The following is a 16875-nucleotide window of genomic DNA, read 5'->3' as shown; positions in this document are numbered from 1 at the left end:
AGCCCCCATGCGTCGCATTTCCCTGTGGATGCTCTCCACGGTGGTCGGACTCGTGCTGCTCTTCAGCTACCGGACCAGCCTCGGTGGCGGCGCCGTCGCCACCGCCGCGACGGTCGCCACCGCCGGTGGCACCGGCACCGGCACCGCCTACGACGGGTCCACCGCGTCGACCCGGTGGGGCGACGTCCAGGTCCGGATCACCGTCGACAACGGCAGGATCACCGGGGTCACCGTGCCGGTCTACCCGACCGGGAACGGCAAGGACCAGGAGATCAACGCGTACGCGCTGCCCAAACTGGTCCAGGAGACGCTGACCGCGCAGAGCGCTGCCATCGACGCGGTCTCCGGCGCGACCGTGACCAGCGGCGGCTACATCGAGTCGCTGCAGGCCGCGCTCGACGCCGCCCACCTCTGACCGGCGAACCGGAGGCTGGCAGGGTGGAGAGCATGCGGATCCTGGTGGTGGAGGACGACGCGGCGGTGCGCGACTCGCTCGCCCGCACGCTGCGGTTCGAGGGATATCAGGTGGAGATCGCCGGCGACGGGCTGCAGGCCCTCGACGCGGTCCGCGCCGCCGAGCCGGACGCGGTGATCCTCGACGTCAGCATGCCCCGGATGGACGGCCTCGAGGCGTGCCGGCGGATGCGCGCCGACGGGCTGCTGCTGCCGGTGCTGATGCTCACCGCCCGGGACAGCGTCGGCGACCGGGTCGCCGGGCTCGACGCCGGTGCCGACGACTACCTGATCAAGCCGTTCGCCCTGCAGGAACTACTGGCCCGGGTCCGGGCCCTGCTGCGCCGCTCGGCGCTGACCGCGCCGGCCGGCGCCGCCGGTGCGACGGAGGCGGGTGAGCTCCTGGTCTTTTCCGATGTACGCCTCGATCCCGGCACGCGGGAGGTGCAGCGGGCCGGTCGCCAGCTGCGGTTGACCCGCACCGAGTTCGACATCCTGGAGGCCTTCCTGCGGCATCCGCGGCAGGTGCTGACCCGGGCCGCGCTGTTCGAGCAGGTCTGGGGCTACGACTTCGGCGAGCAGTCCAACAGCCTGCACGTCTACCTCGGATATCTGCGCCGCAAACTGGAGGCGGAGGGCGAGCCCCGGCTGCTGCACACGGTGCGCGGCGTCGGCTTCGTGCTGCGGGAGGAGCCGCTGTGAGACGGTCCGGACGCTGGTGGCGGGCGCGGACGCTGCACACCCGGCTGGCGCTGCTGGTCGCGGCGGCGGTGGGGGCGGCCGTGCTGTTCGTCGCCGCCGGCGCCTGGGTGGCGGTCCGCGAGATCCAGCGGCATCAGGCGGACGGGCAGCTGGCCGACGCCGCCCAGCAGATCGCCGCCAACCCCGGGCAGTGGCTGGCCACCGAATCGTCCCGGACCCGCGACCTGCCCACTCTGCCGCCGCCGCACGGCCCGGGCCGCGGCGGTCACCACGGCCGCGAGATCGGCACGTGCTGGCAGATCCTCACCGCGGCCGGCACCGCTTCCGGCGGCAGCCGCACCACCCTGCCGGTCACCGCCGCCGCCAGGCAGGTGGCCGGCGGCGCCCGCACCCGGCCCGCCAAGGAGCAGATCACCCTCGGCCCGGACTCGTACGTGATGCTCACCGTGCCGCTGGCCGGCGGGGGAGCGGTCCAGGTCGGCATGGACCAGGACCCGGGGGAGAACGTGCTGACCGCGTTCGCCGCCCTGCTCGCCCTGGGCTGTCTGGCCGGGGTCGGCGGTGCCGCGTTGCTCGGCCGCACGGTGGCCCGGGCCGGCCTCGCCCCGGTGGACCGGCTCACCGAGGCGGTCGAGCACGTCGCCGCCACCCAGGACCTGAGCCGGTCGATCGAGGTGGACGGCACCGACGAGATCGCCCGGCTGGGCCGCTCGGTCAACGCGATGCTGGCCGCCATCGACGCCTCCCGCGGCGCCCAGCGGGCCCTGGTCGAGGATGCCGGCCACGAGCTGCGCACCCCGCTGACCAGCATCCGGACCAACGTGGAGCTGCTGCTCGAACTGGAACGCCGCCCCGAGCTGGCGCACCGGCTGCCCCCGGAGGAACGCGCCAAGCTGCTCGCCGACCTGGACGCCCAGGTGCAGGAGCTGGCCACGCTGACCACCGAGCTGGTCGAGCTGGCCCGGGAGGAGGCGACCCGGGAGACGGTCGAGCCGGTCGACCTGTCCGAGGTGGTCGCCGCCGCGGTCGCCCGGGTCCGGATCCGCGCGCCCGGGCTGACCTACGACACCGACCTCGCGCCGTCGACCGTCGACGGCCGGCCCGGCGAACTGGAGCGGATGGTGGTGAACGTGCTGGACAACGCGGCGAAGTGGAGCCCGGCCGGCGCCGTGGTCCGGGTCCGGCTGGCCGGGGCCGAGCCGGGGTGGACCGAACTGACCGTGACCGACAGCGGCCCGGGGATCGCCGAGGAGGACCTGCCGCACGTGTTCGACCGGTTCTACCGGGCGACGGCGGCGCGGTCGATGCCGGGTTCCGGTCTGGGGCTGGCCATCGTGGCGCAGACCGCGTCCCAGCACGGCGGCACGGTGATCGCCGCCCCCGCCGACGGCGGCGGGACCGTGGTGACGATCAGGCTGCCCGCGGCGGCCTAGGCGGGCCGCGATGATCCGCTCGCACGACGGCGCCTCGACCAGGCGCTCGCCGGGCAGATGTGCGCCGCGCAGGACGGCCTCGCGCAGCGTGCCGCGGGCCCGGGCGGTGCTGGGCCACCGCCGTGCGCCCCGAGGGATTAGGGTCCACTTCGGCCGGCCGTGACGCAGGGGAAGAGGCAGACAGTGGCTGACGAGATCATCGGGATCGTGGGCGCGGGCATCGTCGGCCTGGCGATCGGACGGGAGATCACCCGACGGCGGCCCGGCACCAGGGTCGTGGTGCTGGAGAAGGAGAGCGCGGTCGCCCAGCACCAGACCGGCCACAACTCCGGCGTGGTGCACGCCGGCATCTACTACACCCCGGGCAGTCTCAAGGCGCAGCTGTGCACCCGCGGCCGGTCGCTGCTCAAGGAGTACTGCCAGGAGCGGCAGATCCCCTACGACGAATGCGGCAAGCTGGTCGTCGCGGTCCGCGCCGACGAGCTGGGCCGGCTGGACGACCTGGAGAAGCGGGCCCGGGAGAACGACGTGCCCGGCCTGCGCCGGGTCGATCCGGCCGGGATCCGCGAGATCGAGCCGCACGCCGCCGGGCTGGCCGCCCTGCACTCCCCGGAAACCGCGATCACCGACTTCCCCGCGGTGGCCCGGGCGCTGGCCGCCGACATCGTCGCGGCCGGCGGCGAGGTCCGGCTGAACTGGCCGGTCACCGGCCTGGACAGAACGGAGAGGATCGAGGTCCGCTCCGGCGACCGCCGCCTGACGGCCGACCGGCTGATCATCTGCGCCGGCATCCAGAGCGACCGGGTCGCCCGCCTCGCCGGCGACCGCGCGGAGCCGATCATCATCCCGTTCCGCGGCGAGTACATGCGGGTCACCTCGGCCAAGGCGGACATGGTCCGCGGCATGATCTACCCGGTCCCCGACCCGCGCTACCCGTTCCTCGGCGTGCACTTCACCCGCCGCGTCACCGGCGTCGTCGAGGTCGGCCCGAACGCGGTGCTCGCCACCGCCCGGGAGGGCTACCGGCGGTCCGCGGTCTCGGTTCCCGACCTGGCCGCGCTCGCCGCCTGGCCGGGCGCCTGGCGGATGGCCCGGCAGCACTGGCGGACCGGGATCAAGGAGGTCCGCGGCTCCGTGTCGAAGACCCGCTACATGGCCGAGGCCATGCGCTACGTCCCGGAGATCGGCCCGGCCGACGTGGTCCGCGCCGGCGCCGGCGTGCGCGCCCAGGCCCTGGACCGGGACGGCAGCCTGGTCGACGACTTCCGGATCCACCGGATGGGCGCGGTCACCGCCGTCCGCAACGCGCCCTCACCCGCGGCGACGTCCTGCATGGCGATCGCCGAACACGTCGTGGACGCAATCTTCGCCTGACGCCCGGCCGGCGGGCCGGTGCTACCGGTACTCGGCATCACAGGTGATGCTGGCGATGTAATGGTTCACCGGTGCCTGCACCACCTGCACCTTCTGGACGCCCGGCAGGTGACGGACCGTGGCGTAACCCGTGCAGTCGAACAGCCGACCCTTGGTCTCCAGGCTGAACGACTGCGGCATGACATCCGGGTTCACGCTGTCCAGGAAGTCCGGGTCGTCCTTGAACAACTCCTTGGCGTGTCGCCACGCCTTGTCTCGGTCGATGAAGGTGATCGGCCCGACCGGCTGGAAGGCGGGAAGTGCCGCTTCGATCGCCGCCTTCTGCTCAGCGGTGACGTCATCCTTCAGGTACACGCTGACACTGAAGTGCTGCACCGGCTGTCCCGGCAGCCCGCGGACCAGCCACACGCCGGTCGCCACGGCCGCCCCCAGCAGGATCGACACCACGATGGCGCCCGCGACCAGGCTTTGCCGGATCCACGTTCGATCCGGGGCTTCCGGCGTCTCCGGGGTTCCCGGCGTCGCCGGCTCCACGGTCGGTTCAGTGGCTTCTGCGGTCACGCCGGCGTCGTCTGACACGGCCGATGAGCCTAACAGCGAAGATCATCATTGCCGCGGACGCCTGGTGGCCGGGGCCGGACCGCCGTTCGGCGGCGGGCGGCCGGGACGACCAGCGGGGTGCCGGTCTCCGGGTCGTCGATGACCCGGCAGGGCAGGTCGAAGACCTCCTCGACCAGGCTCGCGGTCAGCACCTGCGCGGGCGGCCCGGCCTTGACCACCCGGCCGGCGCGCATGGCGATCAGGTGGGTGGCGTAGCGGGCCGCGTGGTTCAGGTCGTGCAGCACCGCGACCAGTGTGCGGCCCTGGCGTTCGTGCAGGTCGGCGCAGAGGTCGAGGATCTCCAGCTGGTGGGCGACGTCGAGGAAGGTGGTGGGCTCGTCGAGCAGCAGCAGCGGGGTCTGTTGGGCCAGGGCCATCGCGATCCAGACCCGCTGGCGCTGACCGCCGGAGAGTTCGTCGACGCTGCGGGTGGCCAGGTCGGCGACGCCGGTGGCGGCCATCGACTCGGCGACGATCCGGTCGTCCTCGGCGGACCAGCGGCGCAGCAGGCCCTGGTGCGGATACCGGCCGCGGGAGACGAGTTCGGCGACGCTGATGCCGTCCGGCGCCGTGGCGGACTGCGGCAACAACCCCAGGACCCTTGCGACGGTACGTGTCGGCAGGGACTGCACGTCGGCCCCGTCCAGCAGCACCGTGCCGGTGGTGGGCTTGAGCAGCCGGGACAGCGCCCGCAGCAGGGTGGACTTGCCACACGCGTTGGGCCCGATGACGACGGTGAACGAGCCGTCCGGGATCGCCACGCTCAACTGTTCGGCGATGACCCGCTTGTCGTATGCCAGGGTCATCCCGGTGCCACGGAGCCGGCTCATCCTCGTACCCCCAGGGATTCTCTCATCAGATCCGGCCCGCCCGGCGGGCGGCGATCAGCAGCCAGATCAGGTATCCGCCGCCCAGCGCGCCGGTGACCACGCCGACCGGCAGCGCATGGCCGGAGTGCATGGCCAGCCAGTCCGCGCCGACGGTGAGCAGCGCGCCGACCGCCATCGACGGCAGCAGGCCGGGGCCGGGCGCGCGGGTCAGCCGGCGGGCGATGTTCGGCGCGATCAGCGCGACGAAGTTGACCGGGCCGGCCGCCGCGGTGGCGCACGCCACGATGATCGAGGCGGTCAGCAGGGCGCCGTTGCGCAATCGTCTGACCGGCACGCCGAGACCGGCCGCCAGGTCGTCGCCCATCTCCAGCATCCGCAGACCGGGGCCACCGGCCAGAGCCAGGATCGGGACGGCGACCAGCAGTACGCCGAGCAGCGGCAGCGCCTGCGTCCAGCCGCGGCCGTCGAAGCTGCCGGTGAGCCAGAGCATGGCGCGGGCGTTCTCCATCTGCTGGCCCCTGGTGAGCAGCCAGCCGATGACGCCGTTGAGGATCGCGGTCATCCCGATGCCGATCAGGATCAGCCGGTAGCCCCGCAGGCCGCGCCGGCCGCCGATCAGCTGGATCAGCAGGGCGGTGGCGACCCCGCCGGCGACCGCGGCGAGCGCGAGCGCGGTGCTGCCGCCGCCGAGGATCACCACGGTCAGCGCCGCGGCGCCCGCGCCGCTGGTGATGCCGAGGATGTCCGGGCTGCCCAGTGGGTTGCGGGTGATCGACTGGAAGATCGCGCCGCCGGCCGCGAGGGACATGCCGACCAGGATCGCGGTGATCACCCGGGGGAGTCGTAGCTCCCCGATGATGAACGCCTGGGCGGCGCTGCCCTGGCCGGCCAGGGTCTTGACGACGTCGGCCGGGGCGATCGGGTAGTCGCCGGTGCCGAGCGTGAGCACGGCGACCGCGGTCATGAGCACGATGGCGACGAGCGGGACCAGGCGGGTTCTCATCGGGCGACCCGCACCAGGTAGAGGAACAGGGGGCCGCCGAGGACCGCGGTGACCACGCCGACCTGCAATTCGCCGGGGCTGCCGACGACCCGGCCGAGCACGTCCGCGCCGACCAGCAGGACCGGGGCGAGCACCGCCGCGTAGGGGAGCATCCAGCGCAGATCCGGCCCGGTGAGCGGGCGGACCAGGTGCGGGACGAGCAGGCCGACGAAGACGATCGGGCCGCACGCCGCGGTGGCCGCGCCACACAGGAGGGTGACCGCGGCGATCACCATGGCGCGGATCACGCCGGGGCGGGCGCCCAGGGCGCGGGCCGCGTCGTCGCCGAGGGCCAGCGCGTTCAGCGGGCGGGCGGCGGCCAGCGCGAGCACCACGCCGGCCGCGATGAACGCAATGAGCCGGCGCAGCGTGTCGAAGTCGGCGCTGGCCAGTGAGCCGACGGTCCAGAACCGTACCTTCTGGATCGACGCGGTGTCCGACAGCAGCACCGCGCTGACATACGAGTAGAGCGCCGCGTTGAGGGCCGCCCCGGCCAGCGCGAGCCGGGCCGGGGTGGCCGAGCGGCCGCCGCCCACCGCGTAGACCAGCGCGGTCACCACGGCCGCGCCGGCCAGGGCGAACCAGACGTACCCGGAGAACGAGGCGACGCCGAGGAACGCGGCGGCGGTGGCGACCGCGGCCGAGGCGCCGGCATTGATCCCGAGCAGTCCCGGGTCGGCGAGGGGATTGCGGGTCAGCGCCTGCATGATCGCCCCGGCCAGGCCCAGGGCGAGACCCACGATCAGGCCCGACAGCGTACGCGGCAATCGCATCTGATGAACGATCCGGTAGTACGGCGATGCGGGGTCGATCAATCCGGCCCAGACCTCGCCGGGGGTCAGGAAGCGGGCTCCGAAGCCGATGCCGAGCACCAGCACGACGGCGAGCACCGCGACCGCGGCGAGCAGCCCGACCCAGCGGACGCCGGTGCGCCGGTCGGCGGCGATGTCGATGGTGGACAGCAGAGACTCCCGTCGGATCCGGTTGACGCGCCTTCGGCTGATTAGGTTAGCCTAACCATGCTCCGGCCGAGTGGCCGGGCCGCTGCCCTGCCGAAAGATGTGACCATGCCTGTTTCGTCCCTGCCCCTGTCCCGTCGTGGCCTGCTCGCGGCCGGTGGTGTCGCCGCTCTCGGGGCGGTGCTGACCGCCTGTGGCACGAAGGAGGACGCCACCGCCGGCCCGGCCGGCCAGGCCGCCGCGGGGCCGTGGACCTTCACCGACGACCAGCCCAAGGCGCTCCAGGCGGCGAAGACGCCGTCGAGGATCGTCGCCTTCACCGGCGTCGCGGCGGCCCTGGCCGACCTGGGCCTGCAGGACCGGATCGTCGGCGTCTTCGGCGAGGCCCGGACCCAGGCCGGAGACCTCGACGTCACCAAGGTCCAGGTCATCGGCGACGCGTGGGGCGAGTTCTCGGTCGAGAAGTACGCCGCGCTCACCCCGGACCTGCTGGTCACCCACGAGTTCGACCCGGGTGCGTACTGGTACGTGCCGGACGAGTCCAAGGACAAGATCCTCGCGGTCGCGCCGTCCGCTCTGATCAACGTCGGCCGGGTGCCGCTGAACAAACCGATCGAGCGGTACGCCGATCTGGCCAGGTCGCTGGGTGCCGACCTGACCGCGCCCAAGGTGACCGAGGCCAAGGCCCGTTTCGAGAAGGCCGCCCAGGACCTGGGCGACGCGGCCAAGGCGTCCGGCGGGATCAAGGTGCTGTTCGGCTCGGGCAGCGCGGACATCTTCTACGTGTCCAGCGCGGACGTCAGCTCCGATCTGATGTACTTCAAGTCGCTCGGCGTCGACCTGATCGTGCCCGAGGTCGAGGGCAAGGACTACTACGAGTCACTGAGCTGGGAGAACGCCGACAAGTACCAGGCCGACATCATCTTCCTGGACGCCCGCACCGGCACCCTGCAGCCCAAGGACCTGGCCGCCAAACCGGCCTGGAACGCACTGCCCGCGGTCAAGGCGAACCAGGTCTTCCCGTGGCAGGCCGTGCCGATCTACTCCTGGAACCACGCGGCCCCGCTGGTCGAGGCGATCACCGCCGCGATCAGGAAGTCGAAGAAGCTGGGCTGACCGTCTCCCCGGACCAGTGCAGGGCGCCACGGTCGGCGAGATAGCGCACGTGTGCCATCGTTTCGGCGACCGCGCCGACCCGCATCGGCCCGATCTCCGCCCACGGCCGCGACCAGGTCAGGCTCGCGGCCAGCGTCCAGATCGTCGGCGCGCCGAGCGCCGCCACGGTGGCCACGATCTCGTCGCAGCGCGCCTCGTGGTGCTCCCGCAACTGCCGGGAGCGGGCCGCGATGCCGCGGAACCGGTACTCGTGCGCCGGGAAGGCCTCCAGTTCGTCGTGCTTGGCGACCCGGTCCAGCGACTCCAGGAACGACTCCAGCGGTGACGAGCCGGGCCGCTGCAAGCCGATGTTCGGACTGATCCGGGGCAGCAGGTGATCGCCGGTGAGCAGCACCCCGGCGGCCGGCTCCAGCAGGCAGATGTGCCCGGGCGTGTGGCCCGGCGTCCACACCGTGGTGACCGTGCGCCCGGCCAGCGGGATCGGGTCGCCGTCCTGCAGCAGCACGTCGGGCTGGGCCGGCTCGCTCAGTCGGTGCTGCCCGATCGTCCCGGCCAGCGCCGCGATCTCGTCCTCCGGCACGTGGTGCGCGCGCAGCCAGTCGGCGGGGGAGCCGCCGGGGTGCAGCGCGTCCCGCTCGGCGGGGTGCATGGCCACCCAGGCGCCCAGGTCCTGCAGCCTTTTCGACAGGCCGTGATGGTCGGAGTGCACGTGGGTGACGACCACGCCCCGCACGTCGCCGGTGGTCGCGCCGGCCGCGGACAGGCCGGCGTGCAGGGCGGCCCAGCCCTCGGCGCTGTCCCAGCCGGGGTCGACGACGACCAGGCCGTCGTCGCCGGGGATCAGGTAGGACAGCGTGTAGCGCAGCGGGCTCTGCGGGATCGGCACCGGGACCGACCAGATGCCGCCGGCCAGGCGCTCCACCGGGGGGAGCGCGCGCGATCGCCATGCTTCGAGCTGCGCCTCGCCGGTCACGGTGATCATGTGGTCCCCCATTCCTAGACTAATTCAGTCTAGGAACGCGACCCTATAGTGATCCGGATCCGCCGAGCAACGGGAGGCCGCGCGATGTCAGCAACCCCACAGGCGGCCACCGGCCGTCCCCGCGACCCGGCCGTCGACGAGCGGATCACCCGGGCCGCCGCCGAGGTCTTCGGCGAGAACGGGTGGCACCGGTTCACCATCGACACCGTCGCCCGGCGGGCCGGGGTGGGCAAAGCCTCCGTCTACCTGCGCTGGCCCAACAAGGAGGCGTTGCTGGCGGCCGCGCTGACCGCGCGGCTCAACGGCATCGAGGACATCGACACGGGTACGGTACGGGACGATCTGATCAGCCTCGCGCGGCAGATCCAGCGGTCCTACCTGGGCGAGTCCGGACGGGCCGCCCTGCAACTGCGGGTCGACGCGCAGCGGGTGCCCGAGGTGCGCGACCACCTGCACCGGCTGCAGGAGTCCCAGGTGCTGGCGGCGCGGGCGATCGTGCGACGGGCCATCGCCCGGGGTGAGTTGCGATCGGACACCAGCGTGACCCTGCTGCTCGACTGCGTCTGCGGGGGAGTGATGAACCACGTGCTGGCGACCCCGCCGCAGCTGCGCGACCAGGTCGCGGCCGGTGCCGACGAGTACGCCGCCGCCCTGGTCGACTTCGTGCTGTCGGCGGCCCGCCCCGCGCCCTAGGTGAACGCAGGGAGAATCAGGATGGTCCCGCCGGTGACGTTCCGGAAGTGCCGGATGTCATGGAAGTTCGATGATATCCGTCAGCAAAGTCATGATCGTCCAACTGCGAAGGTCCCTCTGGTTAGGACGGTCAACTTCGCGGCACCGTCCGACCTCACTCCTGTGAGGTAAATGTGTCCAGTTCCCACCGAGGGAACACCTACCGGCGGCGGACGTGGCCGAGTCGCCGGATGCTGGCGTACGGAACCGTCCTGCTGGTGACGGCGGCCGGCCTCGCGGCCCCCTGGTCGGCCTCGCCGGCCGTCGCGGCCCCGGCATCCCCCGCACGTCCGGACAAGGCCGAGCGCCCCGACAAGGTGTCGGCCTTCCTGGCGGCGCAGGCCACCGGCCGCGACATCCTGGTGACCGGGGAGACGTCGGCGACCACCCTGACGTACGTGCGTCCCGACGGATCGCTGCGCTCCGAGGTCACGCCGGCGCCCGTGCGGGTCAGGCAGCGGGACGGCTCCTGGGCCGGGGTGGACTACCACCTCGTCAAGGTCGGCGGCGGGTACGCGCCCCGGGTGTCGCCCGCGAACGTGGTGTTCTCCGCCGGTGGCGACGGCCCCGCGGTGACCCTCGACAACGGCCGCCGGGCCGTCGACCTGCGCTGGGCGAAGTCGCTGCCCGCGCCGGCGATCAGCGGCAACAGTGCCGTCTACCAGCTCACCGACAACGAGCAGCTGGTGCTGACGGCGACCTCGGACGGCTTCGAACAGTCGTTGAAGCTGCTGGCCCGGCCGGCCGGCGTGCCCAAACTGCGGCTCGGGTTCGACGCCACCGGAATGACCATGGTCGCCGACGGCACCGGCGGCTACCGGTTCGTCGCGACCGAATCCGGCAGAGCGACCTCCACCGTGCTCTACACCATGCCGACGCCGCGCATGTACTCGTCCCAGGTGATCAACGAGGAGCACACGCAGATCCAGCGGGTCCCCGTGACGCTGGCGACCGACACCGACGGCACCCAGTACGTCGACCTCAGCGCGGGCAAGTCGTTCCTCGACGATCCGGCCACCGTGTACCCGGTGTGGATCGACCCCGCCGTGTCGTCGGTGTCCCGGTACGGTGACACCTACGTGACCGAGGCGGACTCCGACTCGCACGTGTCCGACAGTGACCTGCGCATCGGCAACTCCACCAACGGCAACATCCGGCGGTCGCTGGTGCGGTTCAACACCACCGGCAGCATCCCGGCCGGCGCCCACGTCACCTCCGCGGCGCTCAAGCTCTGGACGAACTACTCGGGCACCTGCTCGGCGCGGTCGATGGCGGCCTACCCGATCACCGAGAACTACACGATGACCAGCGCGACCTGGGCGAACCAGCCGTCGTACTCGACCTCGTCGGCGTACAGCGCGTCGTCGTCGTTCGCCTTCGGCAACGAGGATCTCGGCTGCGCCAACGGAACCGGCACCGTGCCGGTGACGAACATGGTCCAGGCCTGGGTGTCGGGCAAGCTGGCCGACTACGGCATGCTGCTCAAGGCGGGCAGTGAGACCGACACGACCTACACCAAGTACTTCTGCGCGATGAACGTGGACGCGACCGGCGCGACGAGCTGCACCAGTTCGGCGCACTATCCCACCATGTCGGTGGTCTACAACACCTACCCGGGAACGCCGGGCAGCGTCACCTTCTCCCCGCGGGTCGCCGGCACCACCAGCGACAGCAACACCGGCGGCGCGCGGATCTTCTCGACCTCACTGACCCCGAAGTTCTCCGCCAAGCTCGCCAACGCCGACGGTGGCAAGGTCACCCTGCAGGTGAAGCTGTCGCACGACGTCAACAACACCGGCGAAGGCACCGGCGAGATCACCACCTTGACCTCGACCGCGGTGACCCCCGGCTCGACCGCCACGGTGGCCGTACCGGCCGGCGTGCTGACCAACAACACGCACGTGATGTACCAGACCCGGGCACGGGTCACCAACGGCGCGGGCGGTTACGACTACTCGGCCTGGACGCCGGCTTCGCTGTCGGCCACCACCGCCACGAAGTTCCTGCTCAACACCGACACGCCGGCCGAGCCGTCGATTGCCTGCGGTGCGTACCCGGCCGGCACCTGGACCGCGCAGGTCGGCGCCACGACGTCCTGCGCGATCGACACGACCGCGGCCGACGGGGCCGGCTACTACTGGGGTCTGGACGACCCGTCGGCCCCGAACCTGGCCGCCGACAGCAGCAACACCGGCGCCGCCGTGACGGTGTCCACGATCGCCACCACCCCGGGCTGGCACACGCTCTACGCACGGTCCCGGGACACCGCCCTGCACCTGTCCACCGGCACCACCGCCTACATCTTCGGGGTCGGTGCGGGCGGGGTGTTGAGCCCCGAGCCGGGTGCCTCCACGGCCAAGGGCGTGGCCCTGTCCGCCTCCACCGGCTCGGCCTACACCGGGGTCACCTACCAGTGGGCCGCCGGCACCACCGGGACCACCTGGACCGACCTGCCGACCGCCGACGTCACCCCGGCCGGGTCGTCGACGCCGATCACGGCGTGGCCGCTGACCGGCACCGCCGCCGGCCCACTGGTCTCCTTCACCGGATACAACTGGAACGTGGCCGCGACCCTGGCCGCCGCCGGTGAGCCGGACGGGGCACTGCGGGTGCGGGCCAGGTTCACCACCGCGTCCGGGAGCACCGGCTACTCGGCGGAGCGGGTCTTCACCCTCGCGGTGACCACCTTCGGGCAGAACGCCGCCACCAGCGACCTGGGCCCCGGCACGGTGTCGCTGACCACCGGCGACTTCCAGGTGTCGGCGGGCGACTCGTCGGTCGGTGGGCTCAGCATCGGCCGTACCGCGACGAGCCTGGTCCCCGCCGCCGCCTCCAACGGCCCGTCCGGGGTCTTCGGCCCCGGCTGGCGGGCCTCGCTGCCCGGCGCGGACGCCGGCGCCGGCGACGCCGTGCTGCTCGACAACTCGGTGTCGGGCTCGGTGACCCTCCAGCACGCCGACGGTACCGAAGCGGTCTACGTCAAGCAGTCGTCCGGCGCCTACCGGGGGGTGGGCGGCGCGAACGACGGCACCGTCCTGACCCGGTCGACGTCGATCACCAACCCGGCGGATCCGGCCGACACCACCGCGTACACCGGCTGGCAGTTGACCGATGCCGGCGGCACCGTCACCACCTGGACCAGAACCTCGACCGGCATCTGGACGGTGGCCTGGATCGACGAGCCCGGCAAGGAGGGCGAGACGGCGTACGCCCGCGACGGCAACGGCCGGGTGACCACCATCCTGGCTCCGGCGCCGACCGGCGTCACCTGCACGACCGGTTCGTTCAACGCGGCGGGCTGCAGCGCGCTGCGGCTGACGTACGCCACCGGTACCACCGCGTCCAGCACCGACGAGGCCGGCTGGGGCACCTACAACGGCCTGCTGTCGGGCGTCTCCTGGACCGGTTACGACCCGGCTGCCGCCACCATGGTCACCAAACCGGTCGCGGCCTACCTCTACGACTCGACCGGGCACCTGCGTGCCGCCTGGGACCCGCGGGACACGACCCCGCTGAAGATCCGGTACGGCTACGACGCCGCCGGCCGGATCGCCACCATCACGCCCGCGGGCCTCAACCCGTGGACGCTGAGCTACGACAACCGGGGCCGGCTCGCCGGCGTGTCCCGCAACGACCCCGCGAACGGCGTGGCCACCCGGGCGGTCGCCTACGACCTGCCGGTCTCCGGCCTGGGCGGCGCGCCCGACGTCTCCGGGACGGCCGCCGCGGGCTGGGGACAGACCACCGACCTGGCGTACTCGGGAGCCGCGGTCTTCCCCGCGTCCCACGTGCCGGCCGCCGACAAGGCCACCGGCGCCTACGCCCCGGCCGCGGCCGACTGGCCGTACGGGTCGGTGACGTACGCCGACGTCGACGGCCGCGTCGTCGACGTCGCCGGATACGGCGCGTCGGCGTGGCAGATCGACGCCACCCGCTACGACACCGACGGTGACGAGATCTGGTCGCTGACCGCCGGCAACCGCGCCCAGGCCCTGAGCCCCACCGCGGACACCGACCCGTACGTGGCGTCGCAGAGCTCCTCGGCGGCCCGGGCCAACCTGCTGGCCAGCACCAGCGTCTACGACGCGGACGGTGTCGACCTGCTCAGCACGCTCGGGCCGGCGCATCCGGCCCGACTCGCCGACGGGACGGTGGCGTCGATCCGCCTGCGGACCGACTACACCTACGACGCCGGAGCGCCCACGACCGACGCGTACCACCTGGTGACCAGGACGGTGACCGGCCCGGTGGCGCTGGACGGCTCGGTCACCACCGCGGCGGACACCAGGACGACGGTGACCGGCTACAACCCCATCGACGGCTCATCGGCGACCGGCAACACGTCCGGCTGGGTGCTGCACACCCCCACCACGGAGACCACCTGGCTGGGCAGCAGCGCCTCGGCGGCCGACCTGACCCGGCAGACGCGGTACGACGCCGCGGGCCGGGTGGTGGAGTCCCGGCTTCCCGGCGGCTCCGCCACCGACGCCGACACCACCGTCACCACGTACTACACGACAGGCTCGAACACGACCTATCCGGCGTGTGGCGGGAAGCCGTCCTGGGCCGGGATGGTGTGCCGGACCGATCCCGGCGGCGCGCCCTCGACCGGGTACGCGGTGCCGTCCAAGGCCTACACGTACAACCTGTACGGGCAGCCGCTCACCGTCACCGAGACCTCCGGTGCCGTCGTGCGTACCACCACCACCGGCTACGACGGGGTGGGCCGCAGCACCGGGACCAGCCTGAGCGTCACCGGACTGCCGGGCTCCGCGGCGGTCACCGCCACCGGGCGCACCTACGATCCCGCGACCGGGCTGCCGGCCACGACGACCCAGGGTTCAGCGGTGCTGACCAGCACGTACGACGCCATCGGGCGGCAGGCCAGCTACACCGACGCCGACGGCGCGGTGAGCACCTACGGGTACGACCTCGACGGGCACACCACCCGCTTCGTGGACGTGCGCACCACCACCTACACCTACGACTCCGGCACCGAGCACCGCGGCCTGCTCGTCGGGATGAACGCCGGGATGGACAACGCCCCGTCGACCTTCACCGCCGGCTATGACGCGGCCGGGAAGATGACCGTGCAGTCCTACCCGAACGGGACGACCGCCGCCTATCACTTCGACAACACCGGTCAGCCGACGAGCCTGTCGTACCAGCTGCCCACCTATTCCGGTGGCACCGCCGGCACGATCGAGTTCTCCACGGTCGCCAACCCGGACGGGCAGACGGTGCACGCGCAGTCACCGCTGTCGGCCCAGGACTACACCTACGACAACGCCAAGCGGCTCACCGAGGTACAGGACACCACCGACGGCTCCTGCGTCACCCGCCGGTACGGGTTCGACAAACAGTCCGACCGGACGAGCCTGGCCAGCTACGCGGCCACCGCCGACGGGGGCTGCCAGACGACGACCGCCGCCGGCACCAGCACCAGCACCTATGACACCGCCAACCGGATCACCACCGCCGGATACACCTACGACCAGCTGGGCCGGACCCTCACCGTCCCCGCCGCCGGGCTGGCCTCGGGCAGCAGCGCGCTGACCGTCGCCTACCAGGACACCGACATGCCGGTCAGCATGACCCAGGGGACCGCGGGCAAGACGTTCACCCTGGACCCGGCCCGCCGGTACCGGCAGGTGGTCGACACCACCTCCGGGGCGGAAACCAGGCGCACCGTCAACCACTACGCCAACAACTCCGACTCACCGTCGTACCTCACCGTGTCGGCAGACGGTGGCGCCACCGCCGCCTGGGCCCGCAACATCATCGGCCTGGACGGCAGACTCGCGGCGGTGCACGGCTCCGACGCGGTCGCCACGCTCGAACTGACCAACCTGCACGGTGACGTCGTCGCCACCGTCCCCGACCAGGTGCCGACCGCCACCGACACCACGGGGGCCAGCGCCACGGCATACTTCGAGTCCACCGAATACGGCACCGCCCGGGACGGCACGCTGAACGGGCGCTACAACTGGCTGGGCGGCGCACAGCGGTCCACCGACGCGGTGGCGTCCCTGGTCCTGATGGGCGCGCGGCTCTACAACCCGGCCAGCGGGCGGTTCCTCACCGTCGACCCGGTCGCCGGTGGCAACCAGAACGCGTACGACTATCCCAGTGATCCGATCAACTCGTTCGACGTCACCGGTCTCAAACGGCACGGTGGCTTCTCCCGGCACTGGTGGGGAATCAGCCTCTACCTCACCGAATGGGCGACCAACCGGCTGATGCGCGGCTTCGCCGCCGGATCCGGGGTGGCCTGGGCGGCCGCCGAGCTCACGTCCTGGACGGGAATCGGCGGAGTGACCGGCGGGGCGATCGCGGCCCTGCTCGCCGCCATGGGCGGTGGCATCTGGCTCTGCGACTGGAACGATCGGGGCGTCGGGTTCCACTACACCTATCCCTGGTACGGCGGTGCGTTCTGGTGCTGGGCCCGATGACGAGCACTCTCCGAACGGTCGCCGTGATCTGTGGCCTGACCGGCCTCGCCCTGGCGATCTGGGCATTGTTCGGCGGGCCGTCGTTGTTCCCCGGCCTGTTCCTGATCCTGCTCGCCGGGGGGTTGAGCGCCCTGTCGCGCGGTAGGTGACAGCAGTGCAGGGTTGGGGCCGGGCCGCACACCAGCGGCCCGGCCCGAGCC

13 protein-coding genes are annotated in these 16875 nt (G+C 72.3%); 8 read left to right on the top strand and 5 right to left on the bottom strand.

From position 1 onward, the window contains the following. The first annotated feature begins 7 nt into the window (after positions 1-7). From ACSP50_RS25400 to lhgO, 4 genes are all read left to right on the top strand, one after another. On the top strand, positions 8-415 hold the full coding sequence (locus tag ACSP50_RS25400) for an FMN-binding protein (RefSeq protein ID WP_014692152.1): 408 nt from the start codon (positions 8-10) through the stop codon (positions 413-415). A gap of 32 nt (positions 416-447) precedes the next feature. After that, on the top strand, positions 448-1155 hold the full coding sequence (locus tag ACSP50_RS25395; RefSeq protein WP_043512156.1) for a response regulator transcription factor: 708 nt from the start codon (positions 448-450) through the stop codon (positions 1153-1155). After that, positions 1152-2588, top strand: a complete 1437-nt coding sequence (locus tag ACSP50_RS25390) for a HAMP domain-containing sensor histidine kinase (RefSeq protein WP_014692150.1) — start codon at positions 1152-1154, stop codon at positions 2586-2588. The genes ACSP50_RS25395 and ACSP50_RS25390 overlap by 4 nt, the downstream gene beginning before the upstream one ends. Before the next feature lie 183 nt (positions 2589-2771). Then, the gene (gene lhgO / locus ACSP50_RS25385) at positions 2772-3962 is read left to right on the top strand and encodes an L-2-hydroxyglutarate oxidase (RefSeq protein ID WP_014692149.1); all 1191 of its coding nucleotides are present in this window, start codon (positions 2772-2774) and stop codon (positions 3960-3962) included. A gap of 21 nt (positions 3963-3983) precedes the next feature. Here the strand turns inward: lhgO and ACSP50_RS25380 are convergent, their stop codons facing one another. Genes ACSP50_RS25380 through ACSP50_RS25365 form a run of 4 tightly spaced genes read right to left on the bottom strand, consistent with a single transcriptional unit; the run spans position 3984 to position 7381 of the window. Then, entirely contained in the window at positions 3984-4541 is a 558-nt protein-coding gene (locus tag ACSP50_RS25380) for a permease-like cell division protein FtsX (RefSeq protein WP_014692148.1), read from the bottom strand. Between the two features lie 11 nt (positions 4542-4552). After that, positions 4553-5392: an ABC transporter ATP-binding protein gene (locus tag ACSP50_RS25375; protein WP_014692147.1), complete on the bottom strand. Its 840-nt coding sequence runs from the start codon at positions 5390-5392 to the stop codon at positions 4553-4555. Positions 5393-5417: 25 nt separating this feature from the next. Next, the gene (locus ACSP50_RS25370) at positions 5418-6395 is read right to left on the bottom strand and encodes an iron chelate uptake ABC transporter family permease subunit (RefSeq protein ID WP_014692146.1); all 978 of its coding nucleotides are present in this window, start codon (positions 6393-6395) and stop codon (positions 5418-5420) included. Then, positions 6392-7381, bottom strand: a complete 990-nt coding sequence (locus ACSP50_RS25365; protein ID WP_369793962.1) for a FecCD family ABC transporter permease — start codon at positions 7379-7381, stop codon at positions 6392-6394. The genes ACSP50_RS25370 and ACSP50_RS25365 overlap by 4 nt, the downstream gene beginning before the upstream one ends. A 114-nt stretch (positions 7382-7495) precedes the next feature. On the opposite strand from ACSP50_RS25365, the gene ACSP50_RS25360 reads away from it, so the two are divergent. Next, complete coding sequence (locus tag ACSP50_RS25360; RefSeq protein ID WP_043515386.1) at positions 7496-8509, top strand: ABC transporter substrate-binding protein; 1014 nt, start codon at positions 7496-7498, stop codon at positions 8507-8509. On the opposite strand, the gene ACSP50_RS25355 is transcribed toward ACSP50_RS25360, so the two are convergent. Further along, positions 8484-9491 carry an MBL fold metallo-hydrolase gene (locus ACSP50_RS25355; protein ID WP_014692143.1) on the bottom strand — a complete coding sequence of 336 codons (1008 nt, stop codon included), beginning with the start codon at positions 9489-9491 and terminating at the stop codon, positions 8484-8486. The genes ACSP50_RS25360 and ACSP50_RS25355 overlap by 26 nt on opposite strands. 84 nt (positions 9492-9575) lie before the next feature. Between ACSP50_RS25355 and ACSP50_RS25350 the strand changes: the two genes are divergently transcribed. From ACSP50_RS25350 to ACSP50_RS42280, 3 genes are all read left to right on the top strand, one after another. Then, entirely contained in the window at positions 9576-10184 is a 609-nt protein-coding gene (locus ACSP50_RS25350; RefSeq protein WP_014692142.1) for a TetR/AcrR family transcriptional regulator, read from the top strand. Positions 10185-10414: 230 nt separating this feature from the next. Next, entirely contained in the window at positions 10415-16675 is a 6261-nt protein-coding gene (locus ACSP50_RS25345) for a DNRLRE domain-containing protein (protein ID WP_014692141.1), read from the top strand. After that, positions 16672-16824 carry a hypothetical protein gene (locus tag ACSP50_RS42280; protein WP_014692140.1) on the top strand — a complete coding sequence of 51 codons (153 nt, stop codon included), beginning with the start codon at positions 16672-16674 and terminating at the stop codon, positions 16822-16824. The genes ACSP50_RS25345 and ACSP50_RS42280 overlap by 4 nt, the downstream gene beginning before the upstream one ends. Positions 16825-16875: the final 51 nt, after the last annotated feature.

Source organism: Actinoplanes sp. SE50/110, from assembly GCF_900119315.1.
Lineage (GTDB): Bacteria > Actinomycetota > Actinomycetes > Mycobacteriales > Micromonosporaceae > Actinoplanes.
The sequence above is the reverse complement of the archived record's forward strand: the minus strand, read 5'-3'. Positions and strand labels throughout refer to the sequence as shown.